Below are 25,049 nucleotides of genomic sequence, written 5' to 3'. Positions count from 1 at the left end.
CGGGTCCGGAATGGCGCATTGCTAAGCTTGCTGAGCAGGTACTGATCAGCCCATTCACACCCGCATGCCGCCCCCAAGGAGACTCCCGTGAGCGACCAGACCGGAAAGAACAGCAGCGGAAACCGCAGCGGCACGGACGGCACGGCTGGAGCCGGCGGAAGCCCCGATGCCCGGACCGTGCTGGTCACGGGCGCCACCGGGTACATCGGGGGCCGCCTGGTCCCCCGGCTGCTGGATGCCGGGCACCGCGTCAAGGTGCTGGTCCGGTCTCCGGAAAAAATCGCCGGCGTCCCATGGTTCGGGGACGTGGAGGTGGTCCGCAGCAGCCTTGACGACGCCGCTGCCCTGGAGGAAGCGCTGCAGGGCGTGGACGTGCTCTACTACCTGGTCCACTCCATGGCAGCCGGCTCCGGGTTCGAGGCCAAGGAAAAGGCCATGGCCAAACTGGTGGCCGGTGCGGCCGCGGCGGCCTCTGTCCGGCGGATCGTTTATCTTGGCGGCCTGCACCCGCGCAACACGGCACTCTCAACGCACATGCGCTCACGCGAGGCGGTCGGCGAGGTCTTCCTCTCCGGCCCGGTGGACGCCATCGTCTTCCAGGCCGGGGTGGTCATCGGGTCCGGTTCGGCGTCGTTCGAAATGATCCGCCACCTCGCCGAAACGCTGCCCCTCATGCCCGCGCCCAGCTGGGTCCGCAACCGCATCGAAGCCATCGCCGTCCGGGACGTGCTCCACTACCTCGTCGGGGCTGCCGCACTGTCGGAACCCCTCAACCGCACGTTCGACATCGGCTGCCGGGACGTCCTCACGTATGCCGGCATGATGAAGGAGTACGCGGCCGAGGCGGGGCTGCCCCCGCGCCCGGTCCTGGCACTGCCGGTGCCGGCACCCAGGCTGGCCGGGCTGTGGGTTGCCCTGGTGACCCCGATTCCGCTGTCCATGTCGGTGCCTCTGGTCCAGTCCCTGCAGCATGACGCTGTCTCCGCCGAACACGACATCGACAACTACATCAAACAGCCCGACGGCGGCCTCACCGGCTACCGCAGGGCCGTGGCCCTGGCACTCGGCAAGGAACGCGACGGGCAGGTGGAAACCACCTGGGCCAATGCGGGTGCCGACGCCGATCCGCTGCCGAGCGACCCCGGCTGGGCCGGGCACCGGGTGTACGTGGACGAGCGGACCTTCGCCAGCGACGTGGACCCGCTGCACGTGTGGACGATCATCGAGGGCATCGGCGGCCGCAACGGCTGGTACTCACTGCCTCTGGCATGGAGCGTCCGCGGCTGGCTGGACAAGCTCTGGGGCGGGGCCGGGCTGCTCCGCGGCCGGCGGCATCCGCACCACCTGGTGGCCGGCGAGGTGGTGGACTGGTGGCGGGTGGAACGGATCGAGCGCGGTCACCTGCTCCGGCTGCGGGCCGAGATGCGCGCCCCGGGCCGCGCCTGGCTGGAGCTGTGCGTGGAGCCCGACGGCCCGGGAAGCCGTTACCGCCAGCGCGCCATCTTCTTTCCCAAGGGCCTCAGCGGGCGGCTCTACTGGCTGGCCGTCCTTCCCTTCCACGGCATCATTTTTCCGGCCATGTCCCGTAACATTACAGCGGCCGCCCGGAGACTCGCCGCCGAGGACCGCAAGGCACCTGCCGGGCCTGGTGCCTGACCACCCGGTGCCGGGGAAGCGCGGCCAACCCCGTAGGATGTGGTGAGCAAAAAGCGTTCTGACCCCACAACGACGGAGGATCAATGGCACTGAGTGCATCCACCACCCTTCCCCACGGCGTCGACAGCGTCACCGCAGTCTTCGCGAACGAAGACTTCCAGCGCCACACCAGCGAATACGTCGGCGGCAGCCTCGAGTCCTTCACGGTGGCGGGCGATATCGCCGGCGAGTTCAGCACCACCTCGGTGCGCACCCTCCCCACCACGCGCCTGCCGGAAATCGCCCGCAAGTTCGTCGGCGAGAGCCTCAAGGTGACCCAGGTGGAGAACTGGGAGGCACCGGCCGCCGACGGTTCGCGCCAGAGCACCATCTCCCTGAAGATCGCCGGTGCGCCGATCGACGTGACCGCGGTCCAGCGGCTCGTGGCCGACGGCGGCAGCACGCGGGTTGAACTGGAAGGAAACGTCACGTCCTCCGTGCCGTTCCTGGGCGGCAAGATCGCCGACGCCGCCGAGCCCATGGTGGGCAAGGCCCTGAACATCCAGTCGCAGCAGGCCCAGGCCTGGCTCGAAAGCCACTAGCCGGGTGGACGTCCCTGCCTTCCTTGCCCTGGTCCTGATCGTCTCGGGCGTGTGGTCCCTGGTGGTGTGGCCGCAGTTCCTGCGCCGCGTCATGAAAGATCCGCGGGCACGGGACGCCGCCGGCAAGGCCACGAAGTTCCTCACTGTCCACGTGGTCCTGGTGACGGTCTCCATGGTGCTGGGAGCCGCAACGGCAGCGATCGGCATCGCTGCCCTCGCCAGCTGACCGGCGCTCCGCTGGTTGGGCTGTCCGCTGGTTGCGCCCGCTGAAACCCGCGGGCTCAACCAGCGGACCCTCGCCAGTGGGGTAAGCTGGCTACTCAGGGTGCGCCGGGAAGTCTGGTCGGCAATACGTCAGCCGACCCCTCGCGAGGAGCTTCAGTGCCCAAGCCGTCCCGCCCGTCCCGCAAGTTCCCTTCCCTCAAGTTTCCGGTATTCAGCCGTACCACCTACCCTGAGTACCTCCGCATTGCCGCCATCCTCAGGACCGAGACCGTAGGCGGCGCGCTGCTCCTGGTGGCCACGGCCGCCGCCCTGATCTGGGCCAACTCCCCCGCCGCCGGCGCCTACTTCGGGCTGCGTGACCTGAAGTTTGGCTACGAGCCCTGGCATCTGCAGTTAACCGTGGGTCACTGGGCCTCCGACGGGCTGCTCGCCCTGTTCTTCTTCATCGCCGGCCTGGAGCTCAAGCGCGAGTTCGTCTCCGGCGACCTGCGCCGGCCCTCCAGGGCAGTGGTCCCGGTGACGGCCGCGGTGGGCGGCGTGGCCCTGCCGGCCATCATCTACTCCCTCATCGTCTGGAACCAGGGTGCCGAGGCCCTGAGGGGGTGGGCGATCCCCACCGCCACCGACATCGCGTTCGCCCTTGCTGTGCTCGCGGTCATCAACACCCACCTGCCGTCGGCGCTGAGAACGTTCCTGCTCACCCTCGCCGTGGTGGATGACCTGATTGCCATTGGCATCATTGCCTTCTTCTACTCCTCCGGGCTCCAGCCGGTCCTGCTGCTCGCTGCGCTGGTCCCGCTGGCGCTCTTCGCCTGGCTGGTGCAGAAACGGATCAGCCACTGGTTCCTGCTCCTGCCGCTGGCAGCGGCCACGTGGGCCCTCGTGCATGCTTCCGGCATCCACGCCACGGTCGCCGGGGTCCTGCTCGGCTTCACGGTCCCGGTAGCGGCCTCGCGGCGGGACCGCGCCATTTCCGACGGCGGCGCGTCCGGCGCTGCTCATTCCGGCGGCGGCGAGACCGGCATGGCCGAGCGCCTGGAGCACCGGCTCCGTCCGCTGTCTGCGGGGTTCGCCGTCCCGGTCTTCGCGTTCTTCTCCGCCGGCGTCGCGCTGGGCGGCGCCTCGGGGCTGGCCTCCGCGCTGTCGGACCCGGTCGCGGTGGGCATCGTTACTGCCCTGATCGTGGGCAAGGCCCTCGGCGTTTTCGGGGCGACGTTCCTCGTCACGAAGACCACGCGCGCACAGCTGGACGCCGGGCTGAAGTGGGTCGATGTTGCCGGGCTGTCCCTCCTGGCCGGCGTCGGCTTCACGGTGTCGCTGCTGATCGCCGAACTGAGTTTCGGCCCGGGCTCAGCCCACGACGACCACGCCAAGGTTGCCATCCTCACGGGTTCCCTGACCGCCGCGGTGCTGGCCGCCGTCGTACTTAAAGCCCGCAACAGGCACTACCGGCGCCTGGAAGCGGAAGAGGCGAGGGACGACGACGGCGACGGCGTGCCGGATGTCTTCGAACGGTCCGGGCAGGAGGGCTGAACCGGCACCTCCTCCGGAGACCGGCCGTCAGGCCGCCTGGTTCAGGGCGTCCTCGGCCGCGACCCAGGAGATCATGGCGCACTTCACCCGTGCGGCGTAGCGGGCCACGCCCTCGAAAGCCGCGGCATCGCCCAGGATTTCGGGATCGGCAGGGATTTTCCCGCGGGACCGCAGGACGTCACGGAAGTTTCCGATCACCGAGCGGAGCTCGTCCACGCTCATCCCCTCGGCCAGTTCGCTCAGCACGGAGGCGGAGGCCATCGAGATCGAGCAGCCTGCCCCGTCCCATGCCAGCTGCGTCACCGTGCCGTGGTCCACGGCCACGCGCAGGGTGACTTCATCGCCGCACACGGGGTTGAGCTGGTGCGACTGGCCGGTGGAGGCACCGTCAGGAGCAGCGGTCGCGGCCAGTCCGCTCCCGTGCCGGGCCTTGGAGTGGTCCAGGATGATCTGCTGGTAAAGCTGGTCGAGGCTCATGCTCAGGTACCTGTCGTTGGGAGGCTGGTCTTCCCGGGCTAGGCCCGGAAGTAGGCGCGGACACCGGACACCGCGTCCAGGAATTCGTCCACGTCGTCGGTGGTGTTGTACAGATAGGCGCTGGCGCGGGTGGTGGCGGTCAGCCCCAGGCGCCGGTGCAGCGGCTGCGCACAGTGGTGGCCCACGCGGACGGCAATGCCGCGCGCATCAAGGAACTGGCCGACGTCGTGCGCGTGGACACCCGCCACATCGAAGGCCGCCAGGCCGATGCGGTCCTGGCCGGCAGCCGGCCCCAGCACGCGGACGCCGTCGATGGCTTCCAGCCCTGCCACCATCCGCTGGCCCAGCTCGGACTCCCAGCGGTGCACCCGGTCGATCCCGGTTTCCGTCAGGTAGTTGACCGCGGCGGCGAGTGCCACCGCCTGGGAAATCTTCTGGGTCCCGGCCTCGAACCGCTGCGGCGCGGGGAGGTACTCAGCCCTTTCCATGGTCACGGTGGTGATCATGGAACCTCCGGTCAGGACCGGAGGCAGCACGTCCAGGAGCTCCTGCTTGCCATACAGCACACCGACGCCGGTGGGGCCCAGCATCTTGTGGCCGGAAAACACGGCGAAGTCGACGTCCAGCTGTTTGACGTCCAGGGCAAGGTGCGGTGCGGACTGGCACGCATCCAGCACCACCAGGGCACCCGCCCGCCGGGCGAGGGCGACGAGTCCGCTGACGGGGTTGATGGTTCCCAGCACGTTGGATGCGTGGGTGAAGGCCAGCAGCCGGGTGCGCTCCCCCACGATCCCCGCGGCTTCATCCATCCGCAGCGTCCCGGCGTCGTCCAGCGGAATGTGCCGCAGCGTGGCACCTGTCCGGTAAGCCAGCTCCTGCCAGGGAATCAGGTTTGCGTGGTGTTCCATCTCGGTGACCACGATTTCATCGCCCGGCCCCAGCGCCAGGTCCCGCAGCCGGGCGTCACCGCGCCCCTGCGCCGCCCAGAGCGCGGCGTTGGACAGCGCATAGCTGATGACGTTGAGGCCCTCGGTGGCGTTCGAGGTCCACACGACTTCCTCATACTCCGCCCCGACAAAGTCGGCGACGGTCTGCCGGGCGTCCTCGAAAACCTCGGTGGCCTCCACGGCAAGATGGTGGGCTCCGCGGTGCACGGCTGCGTTCCGCTGCTCATAGAATTCCTGTTCCGCCTCGATCACGCTCAGCGGATTCTGCGAGGTGGCGCCGGAATCCAGGTAAATCAGCGGCCGGCCGTTGACCGTCTGGTTCAGCACGGGAAAGTCGTTGCGGATCCGCAGGACCTCGGTGTTGTCCATCGCAGAAAGGGCACGCGTCAGCGTGGTCGGCGTTGATACTACGGCCAATGGGACTCCTTGGGTGCCTCGGGGTACCTCTCAATTGTCCCACAGCGCCTGTGTACGCAGCATGGCAGCCGTGTGCAGCACGGCAGCGGCCGCTGCGCCTGGCCCGGGATGCTGCCGGGCTGCGGCAGGGGGCACGCCAAGGGCGGCCCTCGTCGCTGCGGGCCGCCCTTTCAGGATGCCGGAAAGCCGGCTATTTCGGTTGTTGCGTTTTCTTCACTTGAGAGGACCGGCGACGGCTGGGGGGAGAGCCTCGGTCTCAGAAGGCTCTGACGTCGCCGGCCCCGCCTTGCCCGGACCCTGGGGGCCGGAAATCTGGTGGCGAGACCTGGAGAATCTGGTGGCAGCTTCGGGGGGAAATCAGCCCTGCTTCCGCTGCCACTATTAGTAAATCGCGTACTGGCCCGGACGGCACCAGTACCCGGTACTCGTTTTTCTGAGTACTTAACTACTGGTTCGCGCAGATGGTGCTGTCCGGCGCACGACGGCGCCGGAAAGCACAGGGCGGGGCCCGGAAGGTGCAGCGCAGCGGCGCGGGCAGCGCCCGGCGGGCCCGGCAGAAAATGAGGTGGCGAAGCGCTACTTTTTGGGCAGGGCCAGCGCGAGCTCGTCGCGCCGCCGGACGCCGAGCTTGACGTAGCTGCGGTACAGGTGCCCCTCGACGGTGCGCACGGACACCATGAGCTGCTGGGCGATCTCGCGGTCGGAGAAGCCCTGCACCGCCAGTTCCACAATGTCCCGCTCGCGCCGCGTCAGGTGCACGCTGGGCACGGAGGCGACGAAGGGGCTTTCCCGGAACCGCTCGCCGAGCTCCTGGTCGCATTTCTCCCGGTGCGCGATGGCCTGCCGGGCACGGCGCCGCTCCCCTGCGGCATCCAACAGGGCGCCGGCCCTGGCGTATGCTTCGCGCGCCAGGTTCACCAGGCCGGCCTCCTCCAGGGCGGCGGCCGTTTCCATGAGAACGTCGGCGTCTTCGGAGGCCCAGGCCTGGGCCAGCTGGCGCCAGCCGGCAGCCCAGCGGCCCTCCACGGAGGCGGCGAGGGCAGCCAGCTCCTTCGCCAGCGAGTGTTCGCCGAGATCGGAGCAGAGGATCAGGCACTCCATCCGGGTGCCGGGGTGTTCCGCCACGGATTCTGATGCCGCAAGCTCCCGGAGCCTGTCCAGTCCGCTGCCTTTCCGGTCGAGGTATTCGGCTGCGGCGGCAGCATAGGCCTCCGCGACGGTGTCGCACCCGGGTCCGCTGGCGTGCCTGGCCGAAATGAAGTCCTGTTCAAGCCGCTTGGCCTGGGCAGTGTCGCCCAGCCGGGCTGCGGCATAGAAGGCCAGTGAGGAGCCGAACCTGAATTCCTGCAGGGGGTCATTGACCCTGAGCGCCTCAACCGCGGGCAGCAGGACCTGGTAGGCGCGCTCCAGCTGCCCCTGCCGCAGGAGTCCGAGGCCGCGCAGCGCCTGGATGCCGCCGCCGAAAGTCGAAGCGCCCTCGGTGCGCTCAGCGGGGTAAGCGGAGAGCTCATGTTCGGCGGACTCCCAATTGCCCGCGGCGAGGGTGCTGAGGGCAAGCCGGGTCAGGACAAACTCGTTGAAGAAATACAGGCCGCCGTTGAGCGCCGGCAGGAAGGGGCCGGCCGCCGCGGCGGCGGCGTGGGCCTGGTGTGACCGGCCGGCGGCAACCAGGGCCTGGGCAAGCAGCGCCTGCGCCACGGCATGCCGGGTTGCCTCGACGGCCGAGGCGGTGTCCGGATCCGGCGCCCCGAGCGAGGCGATGACTCCGGCGATGCCTTCAGCATCTCCGGCAGCGGCCATCTCCAGCAGGGCATGGATGCTGTCCTGCCACGAGTTGCCCGGGTCTATCCCGGCCTCCTCCAGGCGATGCCGGGACTCCATCCTGAGCGCAGGCACGGACTTTCCCAGCGCCATGTGCGAGGAGGCCCTGAGCATCAGCACCTGCGGAGCTTCGGGTTCTTCCGCCACATCGAGCCAGCAGCCGTCAAGGAGGTCAGCCGCCTCGCGGTACTTTCCTTCATTGAAATAGGCCCGCGCGGTGATGGCGAGCGCCCGCGCCTGCAGCTCCGGGGCGCGCACGTGGCCTGCCATGAGGCGGGCGCCGGCGTTGTTGAATGTGGCGGCAGCCAGCAGGCCCGCGTCCAGCAGATCCGGGTCGGGCACTTCCAGGCCGCATTCCAGCGACCATTCGACCAGCCGCTGCCGGCCCTCGGCACTGGCGGCCGCGGTATTCAGGTGGGCGTCAAGCTTCTGCCGCAGCTGCAGGCTGCGCGAGACGGACACCTGGCGCCGTGTCGATTCGCCCAGGATGGCGTGCGTGAGCCGCAGCTCGGTTTGTGTCGCGGCTGATTCGCTCACCACCTGGTTGTCCAGCAATGAACGCACGACGCCGGCACCGCAGACGTCCTCGATCAGGCGCCTGGGTACTGGTTCGGCCAATGCGATCACCTTGAGCGCATCCTGTTCCTCCGGCGTCCGCCGGAGAAGATCCTTGACCACCAGGTCCGAGAGCTGGGGTCCGTCTGCCGGCAACGGTCCGAGCAGTACCCAGATCCCGTTCCGCTGCACCAGGGTTCCGGCGGCTGTGGCATCATTCAGCAGGCAGTCCAGAAGCTGCGGGTTGCCGCCGGATGCAGACCACAACGACTGGACTGTGCTGACGGGAACCGTCCCCTGGAGCTTGTGTTCCACAACCTCGCGGACCTGCTCGCCGCTGAGCGGCCGGAGGTCGATGCGTTCAGCCAGCCCGTCATACCAGAGCTGGTTCAGTGCCGCCGGCAGGCCGGGCCGCGGCCGTCCGGAGGCCAGCACGGTCGCCCATCCGGCCGACGTCATGTCCACCACCATGCTGGCGGTGGCGTCGTCCAGATGATGGGCGTCGTCCACCACCAGGAGCACGGGGGCGTCAGTGCCGCCCTTGAGGTTGCTGTTGCCCTTCAGCTCCTGGAAGTGGGCCCAGACCGCCCTCAGCACCGCAACGGGCGAGTCCGCTTCTTCGGGGGCGAGCCCGGAGGTGTAAGGCGCCAGCACGCCGTAGGGTACTTTGGCCAGCGAGGAACTGCCGTGGATCCGAAGCACCGTCATCTCGGCCGCCAGCTTCTCCCGCACCGCGTCCGTGACCGACGTTTTTCCGACGCCGGGACCTGCCATCAGGTAGACGGCCTGGCTGGCGCGGCTGCGGATGACAGTACAGACGTGCTCGATGGCTTCACGGCGCCCCGTGAGCCGGCGGACTTCGGATTCCGGTTTGGCGCTGCGTCCGTTGGTTGCGGCAGTGGTGAGTGAGGAGCTGTTAGACGAGGCCAGGCAGATCACCCCTGGAAGTCACGCCGAGTTTGGTGAAGACCTGGTACAGGTGCCCTTCAACGGTCCGGACTGAAACGCCCATCTCCAGGGCGATGTCCCGGTTGGATACGCCCCGTCCCGCCAGCCGGGAGATCTGCCGCTCACGGGCGGTGAGGAGCGGGCTTCCGCTGCTGGGGACAATCGGGAGACTGGGAACGGTGGCGGTGAGGCTGTCCAGCCGGGCCTGGGCGATCCGGGCGGATGCGGAATCACCGGAGTGGCGGGCAAAGTCGACAGCGAGCGCCACACACCGGGCCTCCACCGCGTCGAGCTCCAGCTCGGCGGACAGGTGGGCGCCTTGCAGGAGGACCTTGGCGTCCCTGGTGCGGGTGCCGACGGCGATGAGGCGGGAGATCTCGGCCAGGGTGCCCTGGCGGTGGCCCGCCACGTCCTCCATGAGCCGGAGATCCTCGTCCGTCCCGTTCACGGTCGCTCCGAGCAGGCTGATCCCCGCCAGGGTGTACCGCCCGGCCGCGATGTCACGGTGCGCCGCCTCGAGCAGCCGCTTCACGGCGTCGGTGTCGCCCAGCCACCGGCCCGCCATGTCTGCGCAGAAGTCCGTGACGAACAGGGTGCGGAAGTTGCAGTGGCCGCGGGCGCCGCGCAGCTTGTCGAGGTATTTGTGCGCCTGCCCGGCGTTGCCGATCTGGGCGTAGGCAAAGGCCGTGGCGGCGTAGGCGGCCTGGAGCATGTTCAGCACCGGCCGGAGCTCGAGCTGGGCGACGGCGGACAGCAGCGAATCCAGGGCCACCGCACCCCGGCCGGAGAAAACGTAGGCGATGCCGGCGGCCAGTTCCGTGGCGGACGTCCGGTAAGCCAGCCGGCGTTCTTCCTGCCCTTTGGGCGGGCCCACGAGTTCCAGGCACCGCTTCCACTGGCCGGCCTGCAGCAGCACGTTGAACGCGGTCAGCGTGAACCGCTCCCGCAGTCCTGTCAGCGGGCCTGAGTCCGAGAGCTGCCCGCCCACGCGCCGCATCAGCTGGAGGGCATCCATTTCCCGGCCGACCGCGGACAGGGCATGCATCAGGAGCAGTGCTGCCTGGATCCTGAAGCCGGGGTCCTTGTTGACGGCGGGGTCGGCGGCCGCCTCCAGCTCGCCGACCATGGATGCGTAGTCGCCAATGAAGGACTTGTATTCGAATTCGGCCAGCGTGATGACGTTGGTTGCCGTACCCAGCGGATCGGGCCAGGTGGTTGCCACTCCGGCGGCAACGCCCAGCCGTTCGCGGGCGGCCGCCAGCTCGTCCGGCACTTTGCCGCACAGCTCCGGCAGCCACACCATGACCCGGCTCTTGGCGGCCACCACGCGGGCGAAGGCCTCCACGTCGAGCGCGTCCAGCTGCGCCTGGGAAATGTCCTCCAGCGCGGCCATGGCCTGCAGCGGCAGGTCGAGCAGCAGGTAGGCGGTTGCCTTGTGCAGCTGGGCATCCACCCAGACGTCGTCGGTCCTCTTGATGCCTTCAACGCAGGTGATCGCGAACCTCGGGTCGAAAAGGTGCACCGCCGCCTCCGCGGCGGCCACCGCCATGGCAGGGCTGAGCTCGGCCTGGCATTCCCTGGTCCAGGCGGCGAACTCGATCCGCTCCTCCATGCTCAGGGCGGACAGCTCCGGTTCCTGGCCCCCCAGCAGCAAAGCCCGGAGTTCGCGCCGGCGGGAGATACTCAGCCACGACCGCACCACGTCCCCGAGGTACTGCTCGCGCACGGAGACCCACCGTTCCCCGGTGTCGGCGACCGTCAGCAGCCCTGCGTCCTCCATGTCGGCCACGGTGTCGGTGCCGTAGATATCGGTCAGCCTGGCCAGCGGAACACGCCGCGCACAGGCCAGCATCTCGATGACCTCGCGGGTTTCCGGCTCCTCCCGGGACCAGCGGGACCGGACGATGTCATCCAGTCCGGTGGCGCCGTCGAGCACCACCCTGTCGCGCAGGGTCCAGACGGAATCCGACAGGACGAGGTTTCCTGACTGCTGCTGCTCGGTAACGAGCGCCTTGAGCAGGAGCGGATTGCCTCCCACGATGGCGTGGTAGGTGCTCACGAGCGAGGCCGAAACGCGGTGGCCCAGCAGGGTCAGCAGCACCTGGCGGGTCTGCAGTTCGTTGAGGTTGTCCAGCCGGACTTCCGTCAGCCGCCGGTCGGTAAGCAGCCAGTGGAAGTCCGCCGGAAGGTCGCTGGTGCTGGGTGCAATGGCAATGACGCGGGCAGTGTGCGTCAGCATGATGTTCAGGATGACGCCGGCACTCATGTCATCGATCGGGCCGGTGGTGTCGAGGGTGATGATGCAGTCCCGGCCCGCGGCGTCGGACCGGATCAGTGAGGTGATCCCTTGGAGGATGGCAGTCGGCGAGGCCAGCGCGGACTGCGGAAGCCGTGCCAGGAGGAATGCGAGGCAGCCATAGGAGGTTTGCGAACCGGACAGGGGGCTGCGGAGCTGAAGCGCCCAGACATCAGGACCCAGCTCAGCAACAGCGGTGCGCGCCAGTGAGGATTTCCCCACGCCGCGGGCACCGGTGATCACAACGCCCAGGGACTCAGGATCTGTCAGGGCAGTGCGGATGGCCTCCAGGTCTGCGCTGCGCGCCGGAACCGACCATCGTTGGAGGTCCGTTCCGCCCGCGACGCCAGCCGGCCCCGCCAGCACGCCCGCCGTAGACCCACGTCCCCAGCTCAGTGGCTCAATTGACATGAACTTTTCCTTACATCCCGCCCGGCAGGATAAAGGCCCCATCGCCTCCCCCGCTTAGAAAGTAGACTACCCCGTTACATTGCAGGGATACAGGGCACTGCGTTCACATTTCGCAGACCTTGAGGCGACCTTGAGGGTTTGGACGGCGCCGGGGGAAAAGCGCAGCTGCCGCGGCTAGACCTTGGCCGAGTGGAACTGCTGCTGCGCGGCGGTCAGTCCCTCACGGATGAGGAGCTCGACGGCATCGGCCGCGTCATCGAGCAGGAAGGGCAGTTCCTTCTTTTCAGCGGTGCCAAAGTCCCGGAGCACGTAGTCGGCGGTGTCCATCCGGCCCGGCGGCCGGCCCACTCCCACCCGTACGCGGAGGTAGTCCTTGGTGGCGAGGGCCTTGGAGATGTCACGGAGGCCGTTGTGCCCTCCCTCGCCGCCGCCGATCTTGAGCTTGACAGTATTAAAGGGAATGTCGATCTCGTCGTGGACCGCAACCACGCGGGACGGCTCCACGTCGTAGAACTTGGCGAGTGCCGACACCGGCCCGCCGGAGACGTTCATGTACGTGCTGGGTTTTGCCAGCACGAGGCGGGGGCCGCCAATGCCCAGCCGGCCCTCGACCACAAGGGCCCTGGCTTTGTGCGTCTTGAACTTCCCGCCGATCCGTCCGGCCAGCCCGTCCAGCACCATCTGGCCGACATTGTGCCGGTTGCCGCTGTATTCGGGTCCGGGGTTGCCAAGGCCTACGACCAGCCAGGTGTCAGTCATGAATCAATCCTAAGACGGGGGTTTGCACGCTTGCGGTGCGGGGACGGCAGTGGCCGGGCCCGAAAGGGCCCGGCCACCGGTCCGCGCTGTATGAAACGCGGGAAAGGATGCGCCCGAATTACTCGGCAGCGGCTTCTTCGGCCGGAGCCTCTTCCGCGGCGGCTTCCTCGGCTGCGCCTTCTTCTTCCTCAGCCGGAGCTGCGGCCTCGGAGATGTTGACCACCAGGGCCTCGGCGTCGGTCAGCAGGACGGCACCCTTGGGGAGCACGAGGTCGCTGGCGTGGATGTGCTCGCCGGCAGCGCGGCCCTCGATGTTGACCTCGACGGCCTCGGGCAGGTGGGTGGCCTCGGCTTCGAGGGAGACAACGGTGAGTTCCAGGTTGTGGACGGTGCCTGCGGCAGTTTCACCGGCGGTGTGAACGGGAACGTCCACGGTGACCTTCTCGCCCTGGCGGACGGTCAGGAGATCGATGTGCTCGATGATCTGCTTGATGGGGTCGCGCTGGACGTCCTTGACGAGGGCCAGGTGGCCTTCACCGTTGAGGTCCAGGGACAGCAGGGCGTTGGGGACGCGGACGGCCAGGGTGGTGGCCTTGGCCGGCAGGGTGATGTGAACGGGCTCGGCGCCGTGGCCGTAGATGACGGCGGGGATCTGGCCGGCTGCGCGGGCGCGGCGGGCGAAGCCCTTGCCGAATTCGGTGCGTGCTTCTGCTGCGAGCTTCTGCTCAGACATGTGAATCTCCTGGTGCTTTTGTTGGTTCAGCAAGGGCGGAGGTCTGGAAGCGACCTTCAACGCCGGGCGGCCCGCAGGCGGCCCCACTAGAAGGGTGATTCAGACCCAGTCGATAACGGAGACCAGCAGTCCGGCGATCCGCGCCTGCGGATGTCCGGTGCTCTCCCTCGCCAAGGTATCGGGAAAAAGTTTACCAGCGCCCGGCCCGTTTACTGAAAACGGGAATATCACTGGCACCGCTGGTTGAGCTTGTCGAAACCCGGGCTTCGGGTTTCGACAAGCTCAACCGGTGTCAGGCTTTGCCGTCGAAGAGGCTGGTGACCGATCCGTCGTCGAACACTTCCCGAATGGCCCGGGCAATGAGCGGCGCGATGGACAGCACGGTGAGCTGCGGGAACTGCTTCTCCGCGGGGATGGGCAGCGTGTTGGTGACCACCACTTCGCGGGCGCCGGACTCGGAGAGGCGGCGTGCGGCGGGGTCCGAGAACACCGCGTGCGTGGCGGCGATGATGACATCCTTCGCGCCGGCGTTCTTGAGCACCTGCACGGCGCCGGAGATGGTTCCGCCGGTGTCGATCATGTCGTCGATGAGCACACAGGTGCGTCCCTCGATCTGGCCCACGACAGTCTTGGAGACGGCCTGGTTGGGCACGGTCAGGTCGCGGCTCTTGTGGACGAATGCCAGCGGCGCGCCGCCGAGGCGTTCTGCCCACTGCTCGGCCACGCGCACGCGGCCGGTGTCCGGGGACACGACGGTGATGTTGTCGGCGGCAACACGCGTCCGGATGTAGTCGGCCAGCAGCGGGATGGCCATGAGGTGGTCCACCGGGCCGTCGAAGAAGCCCTGGATCTGCGAGGTGTGCAGGTCCACGCTCATGATGCGGTTGGCGCCTGCCGTCCGGTACATGTCGGCGACGAGGCGGGCGGAGATCGGCTCGCGGCCGCGGCCCTTCTTATCCTGGCGCGAGTACGGGTAGAACGGCGAAACCACGGTGATCCGCTTGGCGGAGGCGCGCTTCAGCGAATCAATCATGATCAGCTGTTCCATGAGCCAGTTGTTCAGCGGTGCCGGGTGTGCCTGGATGACGAAGGCATCGGTGCCGCGGACGCTCTCCCCCGCGCGCACGTAGATCTCGCCGTTGGCGAAGTCGTAGGCGTCCACAGGCAGCAGTTCCGTGCCCAGCTCCTTGGCGATCTCCCGGGCAAGCTCCGGGTGCGCGCGCCCGGTGGCGAGCACCAGTTTCTTCTCGCCGTGAGCCGTAATTTCGGTCATGGTTGCTATGCCTCTTCTGTCGATGCGGGGGAATTGGAGGAGTCAGTGTGGCCTTCGCGCGCCGCTGCGGCCTCCGCCAGCTCGGCGGACAGCGTACCGGGCCGGTTGGCCGCGACCCAGCCTTCGGCGTTGCGCTGTGCTGCCATGGACAGCGCCAGTGCCCCGGCGGGCACGTCCTTGCGGATCACGGCACCGGCGCCGCTGTAGGCACCGTCCCCCACCGTGACCGGAGCGACGAATACTGTGTTGGATCCGGTGCGGACGCCCGAGCCGATCACCGTGCGGTGCTTCTTCTCGCCGTCGTAGTTCGCCGTGATGTTGCCGCAGCCGATGTTGGTGTTCTCACCGATTTCGGCATCCCCGGCGTAACCCAGGTGGGACAGCTTGGAGCCGCGGCCGATCCGGACGTTCTTGGTTTCGTAGAAGGCGCCGATCTTGCCGGTCTCGCCCAGCACCGTTCCCGGGCGCAGGTAAGTGAAGGGGCCAACGCTGGCCCCCGCGCCGATCTCGGCACCGGAGCCGTGGGTCCGGGTCACCTTGGCGCCCTCACCGATGCTGACGTCCGTCAGCGTGGAGTCGGGGCCGACGACGGCGTCCCTCGCCACCGTGGTGGTCCCGTGCAGCTGGGTGTTGGGCAGGATCCGGACGTCCTCCGCCAGCGTCACTGTGGAATCGATCCAGGTGGTGGCGGGGTCAACGACCGTGACGCCCGCGCGCATCCAGGCTTCCACGATCCGCCGGTTGTGCTCAGCGCCCAGGGCTGCGAGCTGCACGCGGTCGTTGGCGCCTTCCACCTGCCAGCGGTCGGCGGTGACGACGGCGGCCACGCGGCCGCCTGCCTCGCGTGCCAGTCCGAGGACGTCGGTCAGGTACTTTTCGCCCTGCGAGTTGTCGGTGGTGACGTGGACCAGGGCGTCGCGGAGGACGGCGGCGTCGAAGGCGTAGATGCCGGAGTTGATCTCGCGGATGGCGCGCTCGGCGTCGGTGGCGTCCTTGTGCTCGCGGATGCCGGTCACCGTGCCGTCCCCGCCGCGGAGAATGCGGCCGTAGCCGGTGGCGTCGTCGAGGATCGCGGTAAGGACCGTGACCGCGTTGCCCTCGCGCTCGTGGGTGGACACCAGCTCGGACAGCATTTCACCCGTGAGCAGGGGAACGTCGCCGTACGTGACGACGACCGTTCCGGCCACCGGTTCCTTGGCGTCCAGGGCTTCGAGGGCAACTTCCACCGCGCGTCCTGTGCCGGGAACTTCATCCTGGTCGACGATCAGGGCGTCCGGGTCGAGTTCGGTGAGGTGCGCGGCGACGCGGTCCCGCTCGTGGCGGACCACCAGGGCCAGCCGCTCGGGGCTGATGCTGCGGGCGGCGAGCAGGGCGTGGCCCACCATGGAGCGGCCGCCGATTTCGTGAAGGATCTTGGGGGTACGGGATTTCATCCGGGTACCGGCACCTGCAGCTAGGACGATAACGGCGGCTGGGCCGGATTTCTCGGGGCTCACGTACGGGCTCTCCTTGCTCGGTTGCGCTGTACTGCATCCGCGGCTGCGTGCGCGGCGGTGTCCTGGCCTGTGCCCGGAACCGGCAACAGGGTTCATCCTACTGGACGCCTCTGATGCAGCTGTTCCGCCCATAGGATTCGAACCTATACTCCACGGCTCCAAAGGCCGGGGTGCTGCCGTTACACCAGAGCGGACCGTGCCCGGCGCTAAGCCTGGACACGAGAACCAATTCTGCCACGAACGTTGACGCTCGTGCGACCTCGGCCTCCGGGGCGCTCCGGCACCTGCCGGAACAGCGCGCCGCGACCCGCCGCCGCCCCGGCACGCGGCGGGGAGTAAGGCATGATGGGACGGTGAGCAACAGCACAGGGACAACTGACGGTCCGGGGAACCTGCCGGCACGGCCCGATGCAGCGGCGGGGCGGATTCCCCGTTCACGGATGACCGGCCCCCAGCGGCGGTCCCAGCTCATTGAGGTAGGACGGGCCCTCTTCGCGGTGCGCGGACTGGACGGGACCACCATCGAGGAGATCGCCGCCTCGGCCGGCGTCTCCAAGCCCGTGATCTACGAACACTTCGGCTCGAAGGAAGGCCTGTACACGCAGGTTGTCGAGTTCGAGTTCCGTATTCTGCTTGCCGCCATCAACGACGCACTGGCCGAGGAGGCCAAGCCCCGTGTCCTCGTGGAACGCGCCGCCCTGGCCCTGCTCACGTACATCGAGGAACGCACGGAAGGCTTCCGCATCCTCATGCGGGATGCTCCCCCGTCCCAGCCAGAGGGCGCCTTCTCCACCCTGCTCTCGCACGTGACGGCCCGGGTGGAACACATCCTGTCCGACGAATTCGCCCGCCGCGGGTTCAGCGCGGCCGACGGAGCCATGTACGCGCAGATGCTCGTCGGCATGGTGGCGATGACGGGCCAGTGGTGGCAGGACGCCCGCGAACCCGACAAACGCGCCGTCGCTGCGCACCTCGTCAACCTCGCCTGGAACGGCCTGACCGGGCTCAAGAAGGACCCGGAGCTGCGCAGCGAGCCGTAGGTGGTCACCTTCGTCCGGCCCGCCTCCGCGGCACAGGAGCCCTTCGCCGTCGCTTAGCGCGTAGGTCCCTTCCCAACGCTCGCAAGCTCGTGTCGGGCCCCTCGGGACGACGCTTACGGCACATAGGGGCACCTGCGGTCGCTGGGCGACCTCCGGTGCCCGATGCGCCGCGATGCGCGACTACACGAAGGTCTCCTGCACCGCTCGTGCCCGCGTCGCCTTTGTCAGTCCCCCAGTAGTTCCGAGGCTTCGAGCCACTCCATTTCCAGGGCGTCCTTTTCGTCCGTCAGGTTCTTGAGCTGTTTGTTCTGATCGGCGAGCTTGTCGAAATCGCCGGCCTCGGTGGTCTTCAGCATCAGGTCGTGTAGCTTCTTTTCCTCTTGATCCAGCTTCTTCAGCTGCCGCTCGATCCTGTTGAGGGCCTTGCGGGCCTCGCGCTTCTCGGCTTCGGAGGGGCCCGCCGGTTCGGTGGCGGCCTGTGCCTGGCTGCCGCTGGTGACGGGGTTTCCGCCGCCGGTGACGGTGGAGCCGGCCAGGGCAGCCTCACGGAGTTCGAGGTACTGGTCGACGCCGCCGGGAAGGCCGCGGATCTTACCGTCGCCAAGGAGCGCCATCTGGTGGTCGGTGACGCGCTCGAGCAGGTAACGGTCGTGGCTGACCACGACGAGCGTGCCCGGCCAGCCGTCCAGGACGTCTTCGACGGCGGCGAGGGTGTCGGTGTCGAGGTCGTTGGTGGGTTCGTCCAGCATCAGCACGTTCGGCTCGCCCACCAGCAGCCGCAGGAGCTGCAGGCGGCGCCGCTCACCGCCGGACAGGTCCCGGACCGGCGTCCACTGCTTCTGGTTGGTGAAGCCGAGCTGCTCCACGAGCTGGCCGGCCGTGAACTCCCTGCCGCCCACGTTGAAGGACCGCTTTTCGCGCTCGATGACCTCGATGACGCGCAGGTCGGCGACGTCGTCGAGCTCCTTGACCTCCTGGGTGAGCACGGCGGTGACCACCGTCTTGCCCTTCTTGACCTTTCCGGCCGAGGGCTGGATTTCGCCGTTGAGCAGCCTGAGCAGCGTGGTTTTCCCGGCACCGTTGACGCCGACGATTCCCAGCCGCTCCCCCGGGGCGAGCCGCAGTGTGATGTTGTTGAACAGCTTCCTGCCCGCGTCCTCTGCCGGGTCGCCGCCCTCGAAGTCGAGCGACACGTTTTCGAGGTCGAGCACGTCCTTGCCCAGCCGCGCCGTGGCCATCTTGTTCAAGGCCATGGAATCGCGCGGTTCGGGGACGTCGGCGATCAGCGCGTTGGCTGCCTCGATCCGGAACTTGGGCTTGGACGTCCGGGCGGGGGCGCCGCGGCGGAGCCAGGCGAGTTCCTTCTTCACCAGCTGCTGGCGCTTGCTTTCGACGACGGCGGCCATCCGGTCGCGCTCGGCGCGCGCCAGCACGTAGGCGGCATAGCCGCCGTCGAACGGGTCAACAATCCCGTCGTGGACTTCCCAGGTTTTGTTGCAGACTTCGTCGAGGAACCAGCGGTCGTGGGTGACCACGAGGAACGCACCCTGGTTGGGCCGCCACCGGGTCTTCAGGTGCCGGGAGAGCCAGGCCACGCCCTCGACGTCGAGGTGGTTGGTGGGCTCGTCGAGCATGATGACGTCGTGGTCCTCGATGAGGAGCTTGGCCAGCGCCACCCGCCGCTTCTGGCCGCCGGAGAGTGCGTGCACGTTGGCGTGCCAGTCGACGTCGGACACCAGGCCGCCCATGATCTCGCGGATCTGCGGATTGGCCGCCCACTCGTGGTCCGCCTTGTCGCCGACGATGGCGGCGCCCACCGTCAGGTCGGCGTCGAGGACGTCGCTCTGGTCCAGGTAGCCGATGTTGACGTCCCCGCGCTTGGTGACCCGGCCGGAGTCCGGCGTGGAGCGCAGCGCCAGCAGCCGCATGAGGGTGGACTTGCCGTCACCGTTCCTGCCCACCATCCCGATCCGGTCGCCCTCTTCGAGCCCAAGGGTGATGCCGTCCAGGACGGTGCGGGTTGCGTACGAGACTTTGAGGTTCTCGCCGCCGAGCAGGTGTGCCACGGGGAACTGCTTTCTGCTGGTGTGGAAGGTATTAAAGGAGCGTATCGGAGATGATCCGCGCACCGGGCACGGGGCCGTGGACGGCCAGTGCGTTCAGGCCCTTGTGCTGCAGCTCCCCGGCGAGGTTCTCCGCCGCTTCGGGATTGTGCGCCAGCAGGGCCACGGTGGGTCCGGAGCCGGAAACGATCCCGGCGATGGCCCCGCAGGATTCGCCCAGGCCAAGGGTGTCCCGGAGCCCGGGCGCCAGCTCGATGGAGGCCCGCTGGAGGTCGTTGACCAGCACCCGGCTCAGGGCATCCGGGTCGCCGCTGCGCAGCGCCTGCAGGATCTTCGGGTCAACCGCCGTTGGCTCCTCCGCGTCGAGGCCTTCGGCATCCCGGAGCCGGTCAAGGGTGCGGAAGACCTCCGGGGTGGACAGCCCAAACTCGGCCGTCACGAGTACCCAGTCCATCTGTGCCTTGGCCAGGGCGGGTGACAAATCGTCACCCACGCCCAGCCCCACGGCCGTGCCGCCCAGCAGGGCAAAGGGCACGTCCGCCCCCAGCTCGGCGGCGAGGTGGGCGAGCTCGTCCCGGGAGAGGCCGCTGTTCCACAGCGCATCGCAGGCCAGCAGGGTGGCGGCGGCATCCGCGGACCCGCCGCCCATGCCGCCCGCTACCGGCACCCGCTTGGTGATTTCAAGGTGCACGCCGGTGGAGTGTTCGGACACGTCCGCCATGAGGGCCGCTGCCTTGTACGCGAGGTTCCGTTCGTCCAGCGGGATGTCCACGCCGTCGAGGTCCAGCGTGCTGTCGGGGCTGATGCTGACGGTGATGCCGTCCGAGGCCGTGGTGGTGGCCGCTACTTCCTCGTACAGGGACACTGCCAGGTAGACGCTGGCCACGGAGTGATAGCCGTCCGGACGCAGCGGCCCGACGTCCAGCGAGACGTTGACTTTGCCCGGCGCCTTGACGCGGACGGTCCTTGCTGCGGAGCGGCCCTTCAGGCCTTGGACCGCCATCAGGAATCCGCGGCCCGGCGGGCTTCGGCGATCCGCGCGAACCCGGCAATGTCGATTACTTCGCCCCGCGCGGTGGGGTCGACGCCGGCGGCCACGAGGCAGCGCTCCGCTTCGGCGGCGCTGCCGGCCCACCCGGCAAGTGCTGCCCGCAGGGTCTTGCGCCGCTGCGCGAATGCCGCGTCCACCACGGCGAAGACCTCCTCGCGGCTGGCGGTGGTGGCGGGGGGCTCGCGCCGGGTGAAGGCCACAAGCCCCGACTGGATCTTCGGCGCGGGCCAGAAGACGTTCATGCCGATGATGCCGGCCTTGCGCATGCTGCTGTACCAGGCCGCCTTGACCGAGGGCACGCCGTAAATCTTGGATCCCGGTTCGGCGGCAAGCCGGTCGGCAACTTCGTCCTGCACCATGACCAGGCCGTGGCGGATCGACGGGAAGTGCTGCAGCAGGTGGAGCACCACCGGCACCGCCACGTTGTAGGGCAGGTTGGCAACGAGCGCAGCGGGCTCGGCGGGGAGCTCCGTCACTTTCATGGCGTCGGCGAGCACCAGGTGGAAGTCGCCGGCGGAGTCTGGCCGCCATTGGCTGATGGTGTCCGGCAGCTTTGCAGCCAGGACGGGATCAATTTCGACGGCGACCACCGTCTTGGCGGCGTCGAGGAGCCCCAGCGTCAGTGAGCCAAGCCCGGGTCCGACTTCGAGGACCGTCTCCTCCGGGCCGATACCGGCCGCGGCCACGATCCGCCGGATGGTGTTGCCGTCGATGACGAAGTTCTGGCCAAGCGTCTTGGTGGGGCGGACGCCTATCTCCCCGGCGAGCCTGCGGATATCGGAGGCACCGAACAGTGGAGCGGGCGCAGTGCCGGAGGGGGTCGGGTCAGTCACCTAGGTATCCTATCCCGGCGATTCCGGATGGAACGGGTCCGAGGTCCGGCCGCATGAACCCAGGGACGGCGAAGGCCGGACCCGGAGCAATCCGGGTCCGGCCTTCGCGGCCGCTGCGGCCGTGGTCAGCTGCCGCAGCGGCAAGGGATCTTATTGTGACTGTGGTGCGGAGCCGCCGGCTAGCTGCCCGCGGCCCAGCCGCAGCCCCATGGCTGCAGGCCGCGCTCCGCGTAGACACGGTTGGCGATGTCGATCTGCTGCGCCTTGCTCGCCTGGCTGGCGTTCGGGGCGTAGGCGCCACCGCCGGCGCCGATCCAGGTCTGGATGTCGAACTGCAGTCCGCCGTAGTAGCCGTTGCCGCTGTTGATGGACCAGTTGCCGCCCGATTCGCACTGGGCGATCTTGTCCCACATGGCCACGTTCATCATGGCCGGGGCGGCCGCACCGGTGTTGCCGCTTTCCGGTTCGGCGGCTGCCGGCTTGGGGGCTTCCTTGGTGCCGACCGTGATCTTCTCGGTCACCGGCTCACGGGTGGCGGTCTTGGAGACAAGGGTCCGGGACGCCTCACGGCCGTCGACCAGAACCAGCTTGTACGTCAGGGTCGTAATGCCGGGAACGCCTTCCTGGGTGACCTTCTCCTCGCCCTTGGGCAGGGTGTCGCTGTCCGTGGTGAGCGTCTGGAAAGCCACTTCCTGGGTGACGGTGGCGGTCTTGCCGGTGTCAACGCGTGACACCTTGATCACCATGTTGTTCACCACCGGGGCGTGGGCCGGCTGGGACGTCCGGTCCGCGGCGGCAAGCCGGATGCCGGCATCCTTGAGGACCTCGCCGACGGTGGCGGCGGTGGTGGTGGTCTTCCTGGCCTTGCCGTCGGCGATGATGCTGACGGCCTTCGGCGTCGAGATGGCCACGAACGATCCGTCCACCGCCAGCTGAGCGTCCTTCGGCACGGAGAGCTCGGAGGAACTGGCAACACCAAGCTGGGTCACGAGCCCGGCCACGTCCTGGGCGGTGGTGCTGACAGTCTTCTCGGCGCCGTCCAGGCTGACCTTTACGGCCTTGGCCATGTTCACGTTGATGACGGATCCGTTTTCAACACTGGCGTCCAGCGCCGGAGAAACGCGGTCGGCCGGGTGCAGCTCCACGTTCGCGCTCTTCACCACCTGTTCGACGGTGCCGCCGAATGTCTGGACGGAACTGACTTTCCCGTCGACGTTCAGGGTGACTGTCTTGTTGTTGCCCACGAAGGCCACGAGCCCCAGCACGAGGGCCGCGAGCACCAGCACCTGCGTGCCGACCTTGATGAAACTGAACTTGCCGTCTGACGTGAAGAACTTGACCACGATTGCCCGTAACTTTTGAGCCATCCGGGCACGGGGAAAAACGCACAGGGGTACCCGCGGCGGTCACCTAAGTGGTGGCTCCGGACAGACCGGAGCAGGCCGCAGGCATGTGCGTCGCCACACTCACATGGCAGGGCCACAAGAGGCGCCCTGCCGGTCACGAACATGAGTTTTATCATCCGGAGGCCTTCCCCGACCCCGGCTAATAGTTTTTTACTGTAACCGTAGCGTTATAAAGGGGCCAAAAAAGTTGCCTACCAGGTATGTATTTTGAGATTGGCACCGCGGGGGCCGCTAGTCCCAGGATCCGTACGCCCGCACGGTATTTGCGCTTATTTGGCTGCACAGTTCGGCGAGGTCTTTTTCTGTCAATTCCGCGATCGCCCGGACGGTGTAAGGCACCATATAGCTGGCGTTGGGGCGTCCGCGGTGCGGGTGCGGGGTGAGGAACGGCGAATCGGTTTCAACCAGCACCAGCTCGGGATCGGCTACGGCGAGCGCTTCGCGGAGATTGCTGGCGTTCTTGAACGTGAGCGTCCCCGCGAACGACATGAACCATCCCTCGCTGTTGCAGATGCGGGCAAGCTCCGCGTCGCCGGAAAAGCAGTGGAACACCACCCGCCCGGGGGTGCCCTCCTCGCGCAGGACCTGGACGACGTCGTCGTGGGCGTCCCGGTCGTGGATCTGCAGCGTCCGGTCCAGCCGCTTCGCGATGTCGATGTGCCGGCGGAAGGAGTAACGCTGGTGGGCCAGCCCCTCCCCTTCTGTGCGGAAGAAATCCAGGCCCGTTTCCCCGATGGCGCGCACGCGTGGGTGGGCAGCGAGCTGCTCGATTTCCGCGAGCGCATCCTCAAGCTCACCGCGGGCCGCGTACTCCGGCGCATCATTGGGGTGGAGTGCCACCGCCCCGAGCAGGCGCGCATCGAGGTCGACGGCACGCACCGTGAAGCGCGAGGACTCGAGGTCGCAGCCCACCTGCACGGCGCCACAGACACCCACGGCCTCCGCGGCGTCCAGGGCAGCCGCAATGTCCACCCGGACATCATCGGTCGGGAAGTCGAGGTGGGTGTGGTTGTCCATCACGGGGACAGGCAGGGGTTCGGGGGCCGGCGGGAAACCGCGCTTGCCGGAACCGTCGGTGCCGGGAGTCCGGTAGGGACGGGGAGTCAGGGAATGCCGCATCCATCCAGCCTATCCGGCCCCCGGCTGTGCTTGGACACGGGAGCGCGAACGTACAGTTGCGGCCCCGAATCCGGGTGAAAACGGGACCACAACTGTACGTTCGCGCTGCACGTTTCCCACCGCCCGCACTGCGCCGTTCCATGCTTGGCATTCCCCGCAGATTAACGGGGAACTCTCTGTTAGCCACGGCAGTTGTGTTAGTACGCTGGTACCGACGGATGTGAGCGCCCAAACGAGGGCAACGGCAGGCCTCCGCCGGTCCGTTCCGCTTCACTCTGGGCTGAAAGGTTGCCGATGGAACCGCACGGACGCATCACGGTCGACGAAGCACTCCCGCACGGACAGGGCTTCACCGGCAGTGTTGCGCGCGGCGTCAACCCCCTCAACGGGCACAAGTCCGTGCCGATGGAAGCCCCGATTTTCCGCTCGGCAAGCGAACGCATCCTCTCCGCCATCAACACGGTCATCGACGGCAAGGCCGAGGCCGCGAAGCTGGCACTGACCGTTCTCCTCGCCCAGGGGCACCTGCTGCTGGAGGACGTCCCCGGGGTGGGCAAGACGCTGCTGGCCAAGACGCTGGCGCGCACCATCGACTGTTCCGTCAGCCGCATCCAGTTCACGCCCGACCTCCTTCCCTCGGACGTGACAGGCGTCTCCATCTATAACCAGTCCTCGCGCCAGTTCGAGTTCCGCCCCGGTGCCGTGTTCGCCAATATCGTCATCGGCGATGAGATCAACAGGGCCTCGGCCAAGACGCAGTCCGCGCTGCTCGAATGCATGGAGGAGCACCAGGTCACGGTGGACGGACACTCCTACCGGCTCAGCGAGCCGTTCATGGTGGTGGCCACCCAGAACCCGATCGAGATGGAGGGGACGTATCCGCTCCCCGAGGCCCAGCGCGACCGCTTCATGGCGCGGATCTCCATGGGATACCCGGACAAGGACTCCGAAATCGAGATGCTCGAGACCCACCAGGCCACCTCCCCGCTGGCCCGGGTCAAGGCGGTGGTTACCGCGGCGGACGTCGCTGCCATGATCGCCACCGTCCAGCAGGTGTTCGTCTCAGAGGCGGTAAAGGAGTACACCGTGGCCGTCGGCCGGGCCACGCGCGACAGCGCCATGCTGCGCCTTGGTGCAAGCCCGCGCTCCCTGCTGCAGCTGCTCCGGGCGGCGAAGGCGACTGCTGCACTGGACGGCCGTGATTTCGTGTTGCCGGATGATGTGGTGGCCGTCGCCGAGGCGGTGCTGGCACACCGGATCATCCTGGACCGCAAAGCAGCCAGCACGGGCGAGACCCCGCAGGGCGTCATCCGCGGAGTGCTGGCCCGGATCCCCGTCAGCCAGGAGATGACGGACACGGCAAACTCGCGGCGGACCCCGCCCGAACTCAGGCACAGCCGCTAGGCAGG

General features: G+C 68.0%; 19 protein-coding genes and 1 tRNA gene. 6 read left to right on the top strand and 14 right to left on the bottom strand.

Translation table 11 applies throughout. The features are described from left to right. The first annotated feature begins 177 nt into the window (after positions 1–177). The 4 genes from ACFUTU_RS05315 (at position 178) to nhaA (ending at position 3,995) form a co-directional block, all read left to right on the top strand. A complete protein-coding gene (locus ACFUTU_RS05315) occupies positions 178–1,656 on the top strand; it encodes an SDR family oxidoreductase (protein WP_377961738.1) in 1,479 nt (492 codons plus the stop codon). A gap of 83 nt (positions 1,657–1,739) precedes the next feature. Continuing rightward, positions 1,740–2,237 (top strand): DUF2505 domain-containing protein, encoded by a 498-nt coding sequence (locus tag ACFUTU_RS05310; protein WP_377961545.1) that lies wholly within the window; start codon positions 1,740–1,742, stop codon positions 2,235–2,237. A 4-nt stretch (positions 2,238–2,241) separates the two neighbouring features. Beyond that, complete coding sequence (locus ACFUTU_RS05305) at positions 2,242–2,463, top strand: SCO4848 family membrane protein (protein WP_377961542.1); 222 nt, start codon at positions 2,242–2,244, stop codon at positions 2,461–2,463. 155 nt (positions 2,464–2,618) lie between these two features. After that, positions 2,619–3,995 carry a Na+/H+ antiporter NhaA gene (gene nhaA, locus ACFUTU_RS05300; RefSeq protein ID WP_377961540.1) on the top strand — a complete coding sequence of 459 codons (1,377 nt, stop codon included), beginning with the start codon at positions 2,619–2,621 and terminating at the stop codon, positions 3,993–3,995. Positions 3,996–4,022: 27 nt separating this feature from the next. On the opposite strand, the gene sufU is transcribed toward nhaA, so the two are convergent. From sufU to ACFUTU_RS05255, 9 genes are all read right to left on the bottom strand, one after another. Further along, entirely contained in the window at positions 4,023–4,472 is a 450-nt protein-coding gene (sufU, locus tag ACFUTU_RS05295; protein WP_377961537.1) for a Fe-S cluster assembly sulfur transfer protein SufU, read from the bottom strand. A gap of 38 nt (positions 4,473–4,510) precedes the next feature. Further along, entirely contained in the window at positions 4,511–5,836 is a 1,326-nt protein-coding gene (locus ACFUTU_RS05290) for a SufS family cysteine desulfurase (protein ID WP_377961534.1), read from the bottom strand. Between the two features lie 576 nt (positions 5,837–6,412). Next, positions 6,413–9,151, bottom strand: coding sequence for a LuxR C-terminal-related transcriptional regulator (locus tag ACFUTU_RS05285; protein ID WP_377961532.1), 2,739 nt, complete (start codon positions 9,149–9,151; stop codon positions 6,413–6,415). Further along, a complete protein-coding gene (locus tag ACFUTU_RS05280; protein ID WP_377961529.1) occupies positions 9,129–11,867 on the bottom strand; it encodes a LuxR C-terminal-related transcriptional regulator in 2,739 nt (912 codons plus the stop codon). Before ACFUTU_RS05280 ends, ACFUTU_RS05285 begins: the two co-directional genes overlap by 23 nt. A gap of 174 nt (positions 11,868–12,041) precedes the next feature. After that, positions 12,042–12,626, bottom strand: coding sequence for an aminoacyl-tRNA hydrolase (gene pth / locus ACFUTU_RS05275; RefSeq protein ID WP_377961527.1), 585 nt, complete (start codon positions 12,624–12,626; stop codon positions 12,042–12,044). 118 nt (positions 12,627–12,744) lie between these two features. Next, positions 12,745–13,359: a 50S ribosomal protein L25/general stress protein Ctc gene (locus ACFUTU_RS05270; RefSeq protein WP_377961524.1), complete on the bottom strand. Its 615-nt coding sequence runs from the start codon at positions 13,357–13,359 to the stop codon at positions 12,745–12,747. Positions 13,360–13,651: 292 nt separating this feature from the next. After that, positions 13,652–14,632: a ribose-phosphate diphosphokinase gene (locus ACFUTU_RS05265; protein ID WP_377961522.1), complete on the bottom strand. Its 981-nt coding sequence runs from the start codon at positions 14,630–14,632 to the stop codon at positions 13,652–13,654. Between the two features lie 5 nt (positions 14,633–14,637). Then, the gene (gene glmU / locus ACFUTU_RS05260) at positions 14,638–16,128 is read right to left on the bottom strand and encodes a bifunctional UDP-N-acetylglucosamine diphosphorylase/glucosamine-1-phosphate N-acetyltransferase GlmU (RefSeq protein WP_377961519.1); all 1,491 of its coding nucleotides are present in this window, start codon (positions 16,126–16,128) and stop codon (positions 14,638–14,640) included. 122 nt (positions 16,129–16,250) lie between these two features. Further along, positions 16,251–16,322 (bottom strand) — tRNA-Gln (locus ACFUTU_RS05255). A gap of 246 nt (positions 16,323–16,568) precedes the next feature. On the opposite strand from ACFUTU_RS05255, the gene ACFUTU_RS05250 reads away from it, so the two are divergent. Then, a complete protein-coding gene (locus tag ACFUTU_RS05250) occupies positions 16,569–17,168 on the top strand; it encodes a TetR/AcrR family transcriptional regulator (protein ID WP_377961735.1) in 600 nt (199 codons plus the stop codon). Positions 17,169–17,392: 224 nt separating this feature from the next. On the opposite strand, the gene ACFUTU_RS05245 is transcribed toward ACFUTU_RS05250, so the two are convergent. From ACFUTU_RS05245 to ACFUTU_RS05225, 5 genes are all read right to left on the bottom strand, one after another. Continuing rightward, positions 17,393–19,234 carry an ATP-binding cassette domain-containing protein gene (locus ACFUTU_RS05245; protein ID WP_377961517.1) on the bottom strand — a complete coding sequence of 614 codons (1,842 nt, stop codon included), beginning with the start codon at positions 19,232–19,234 and terminating at the stop codon, positions 17,393–17,395. A 31-nt stretch (positions 19,235–19,265) separates the two neighbouring features. Next, positions 19,266–20,234 (bottom strand): 4-(cytidine 5'-diphospho)-2-C-methyl-D-erythritol kinase, encoded by a 969-nt coding sequence (locus ACFUTU_RS05240; RefSeq protein ID WP_377961514.1) that lies wholly within the window; start codon positions 20,232–20,234, stop codon positions 19,266–19,268. Then, positions 20,234–21,115, bottom strand: coding sequence for a 16S rRNA (adenine(1518)-N(6)/adenine(1519)-N(6))-dimethyltransferase RsmA (gene rsmA, locus ACFUTU_RS05235; protein ID WP_377961512.1), 882 nt, complete (start codon positions 21,113–21,115; stop codon positions 20,234–20,236). The genes ACFUTU_RS05240 and rsmA overlap by 1 nt, the downstream gene beginning before the upstream one ends. A gap of 179 nt (positions 21,116–21,294) precedes the next feature. Next, a complete protein-coding gene (locus ACFUTU_RS05230; RefSeq protein ID WP_377961509.1) occupies positions 21,295–22,458 on the bottom strand; it encodes a ubiquitin-like domain-containing protein in 1,164 nt (387 codons plus the stop codon). Positions 22,459–22,752: 294 nt separating this feature from the next. Then, positions 22,753–23,640 carry a TatD family hydrolase gene (locus ACFUTU_RS05225; RefSeq protein ID WP_377961506.1) on the bottom strand — a complete coding sequence of 296 codons (888 nt, stop codon included), beginning with the start codon at positions 23,638–23,640 and terminating at the stop codon, positions 22,753–22,755. A gap of 294 nt (positions 23,641–23,934) precedes the next feature. Here ACFUTU_RS05225 and ACFUTU_RS05220 point away from each other — a divergent pair, with 294 nt between their 5' ends. Continuing rightward, positions 23,935–25,044 carry an AAA family ATPase gene (locus tag ACFUTU_RS05220; RefSeq protein WP_377961504.1) on the top strand — a complete coding sequence of 370 codons (1,110 nt, stop codon included), beginning with the start codon at positions 23,935–23,937 and terminating at the stop codon, positions 25,042–25,044. Positions 25,045–25,049: the final 5 nt, after the last annotated feature.

Origin of the sequence: Arthrobacter sp. NPDC057388 (assembly GCF_042668165.1) — a bacterium.
Taxonomy (GTDB): Bacteria; Actinomycetota; Actinomycetes; order Actinomycetales; family Micrococcaceae; genus Arthrobacter.
This window is presented reverse-complemented; position numbering and strand designations above follow the sequence as displayed.

Bases quoted from the DNA above. Each gene is read 5' to 3' on its own strand.
- ACFUTU_RS05310 (WP_377961545.1), top strand. From the start codon at position 1,740: ATGGCACTGAGTGCATCCACCACCCTTCCCCACGGCGTCGACAGCGTC.
- sufU (WP_377961537.1), bottom strand. From the start codon at position 4,472: ATGAGCCTCGACCAGCTTTACCAGCAGATCATCCTGGACCACTCCAAG.
- ACFUTU_RS05280 (WP_377961529.1), bottom strand. From the start codon at position 11,867: ATGTCAATTGAGCCACTGAGCTGGGGACGTGGGTCTACGGCGGGCGTG.
- pth (WP_377961527.1), bottom strand. From the start codon at position 12,626: ATGACTGACACCTGGCTGGTCGTAGGCCTTGGCAACCCCGGACCCGAA.
- ACFUTU_RS05270 (WP_377961524.1), bottom strand. From the start codon at position 13,359: ATGTCTGAGCAGAAGCTCGCAGCAGAAGCACGCACCGAATTCGGCAAG.
- ACFUTU_RS05265 (WP_377961522.1), bottom strand. From the start codon at position 14,632: ATGACCGAAATTACGGCTCACGGCGAGAAGAAACTGGTGCTCGCCACC.
- ACFUTU_RS05250 (WP_377961735.1), top strand. From the start codon at position 16,569: ATGACCGGCCCCCAGCGGCGGTCCCAGCTCATTGAGGTAGGACGGGCC.
- ACFUTU_RS05240 (WP_377961514.1), bottom strand. From the start codon at position 20,234: ATGGCGGTCCAAGGCCTGAAGGGCCGCTCCGCAGCAAGGACCGTCCGC.
- ACFUTU_RS05225 (WP_377961506.1), bottom strand. From the start codon at position 23,640: ATGCGGCATTCCCTGACTCCCCGTCCCTACCGGACTCCCGGCACCGAC.
- ACFUTU_RS05220 (WP_377961504.1), top strand. From the start codon at position 23,935: ATGGAACCGCACGGACGCATCACGGTCGACGAAGCACTCCCGCACGGA.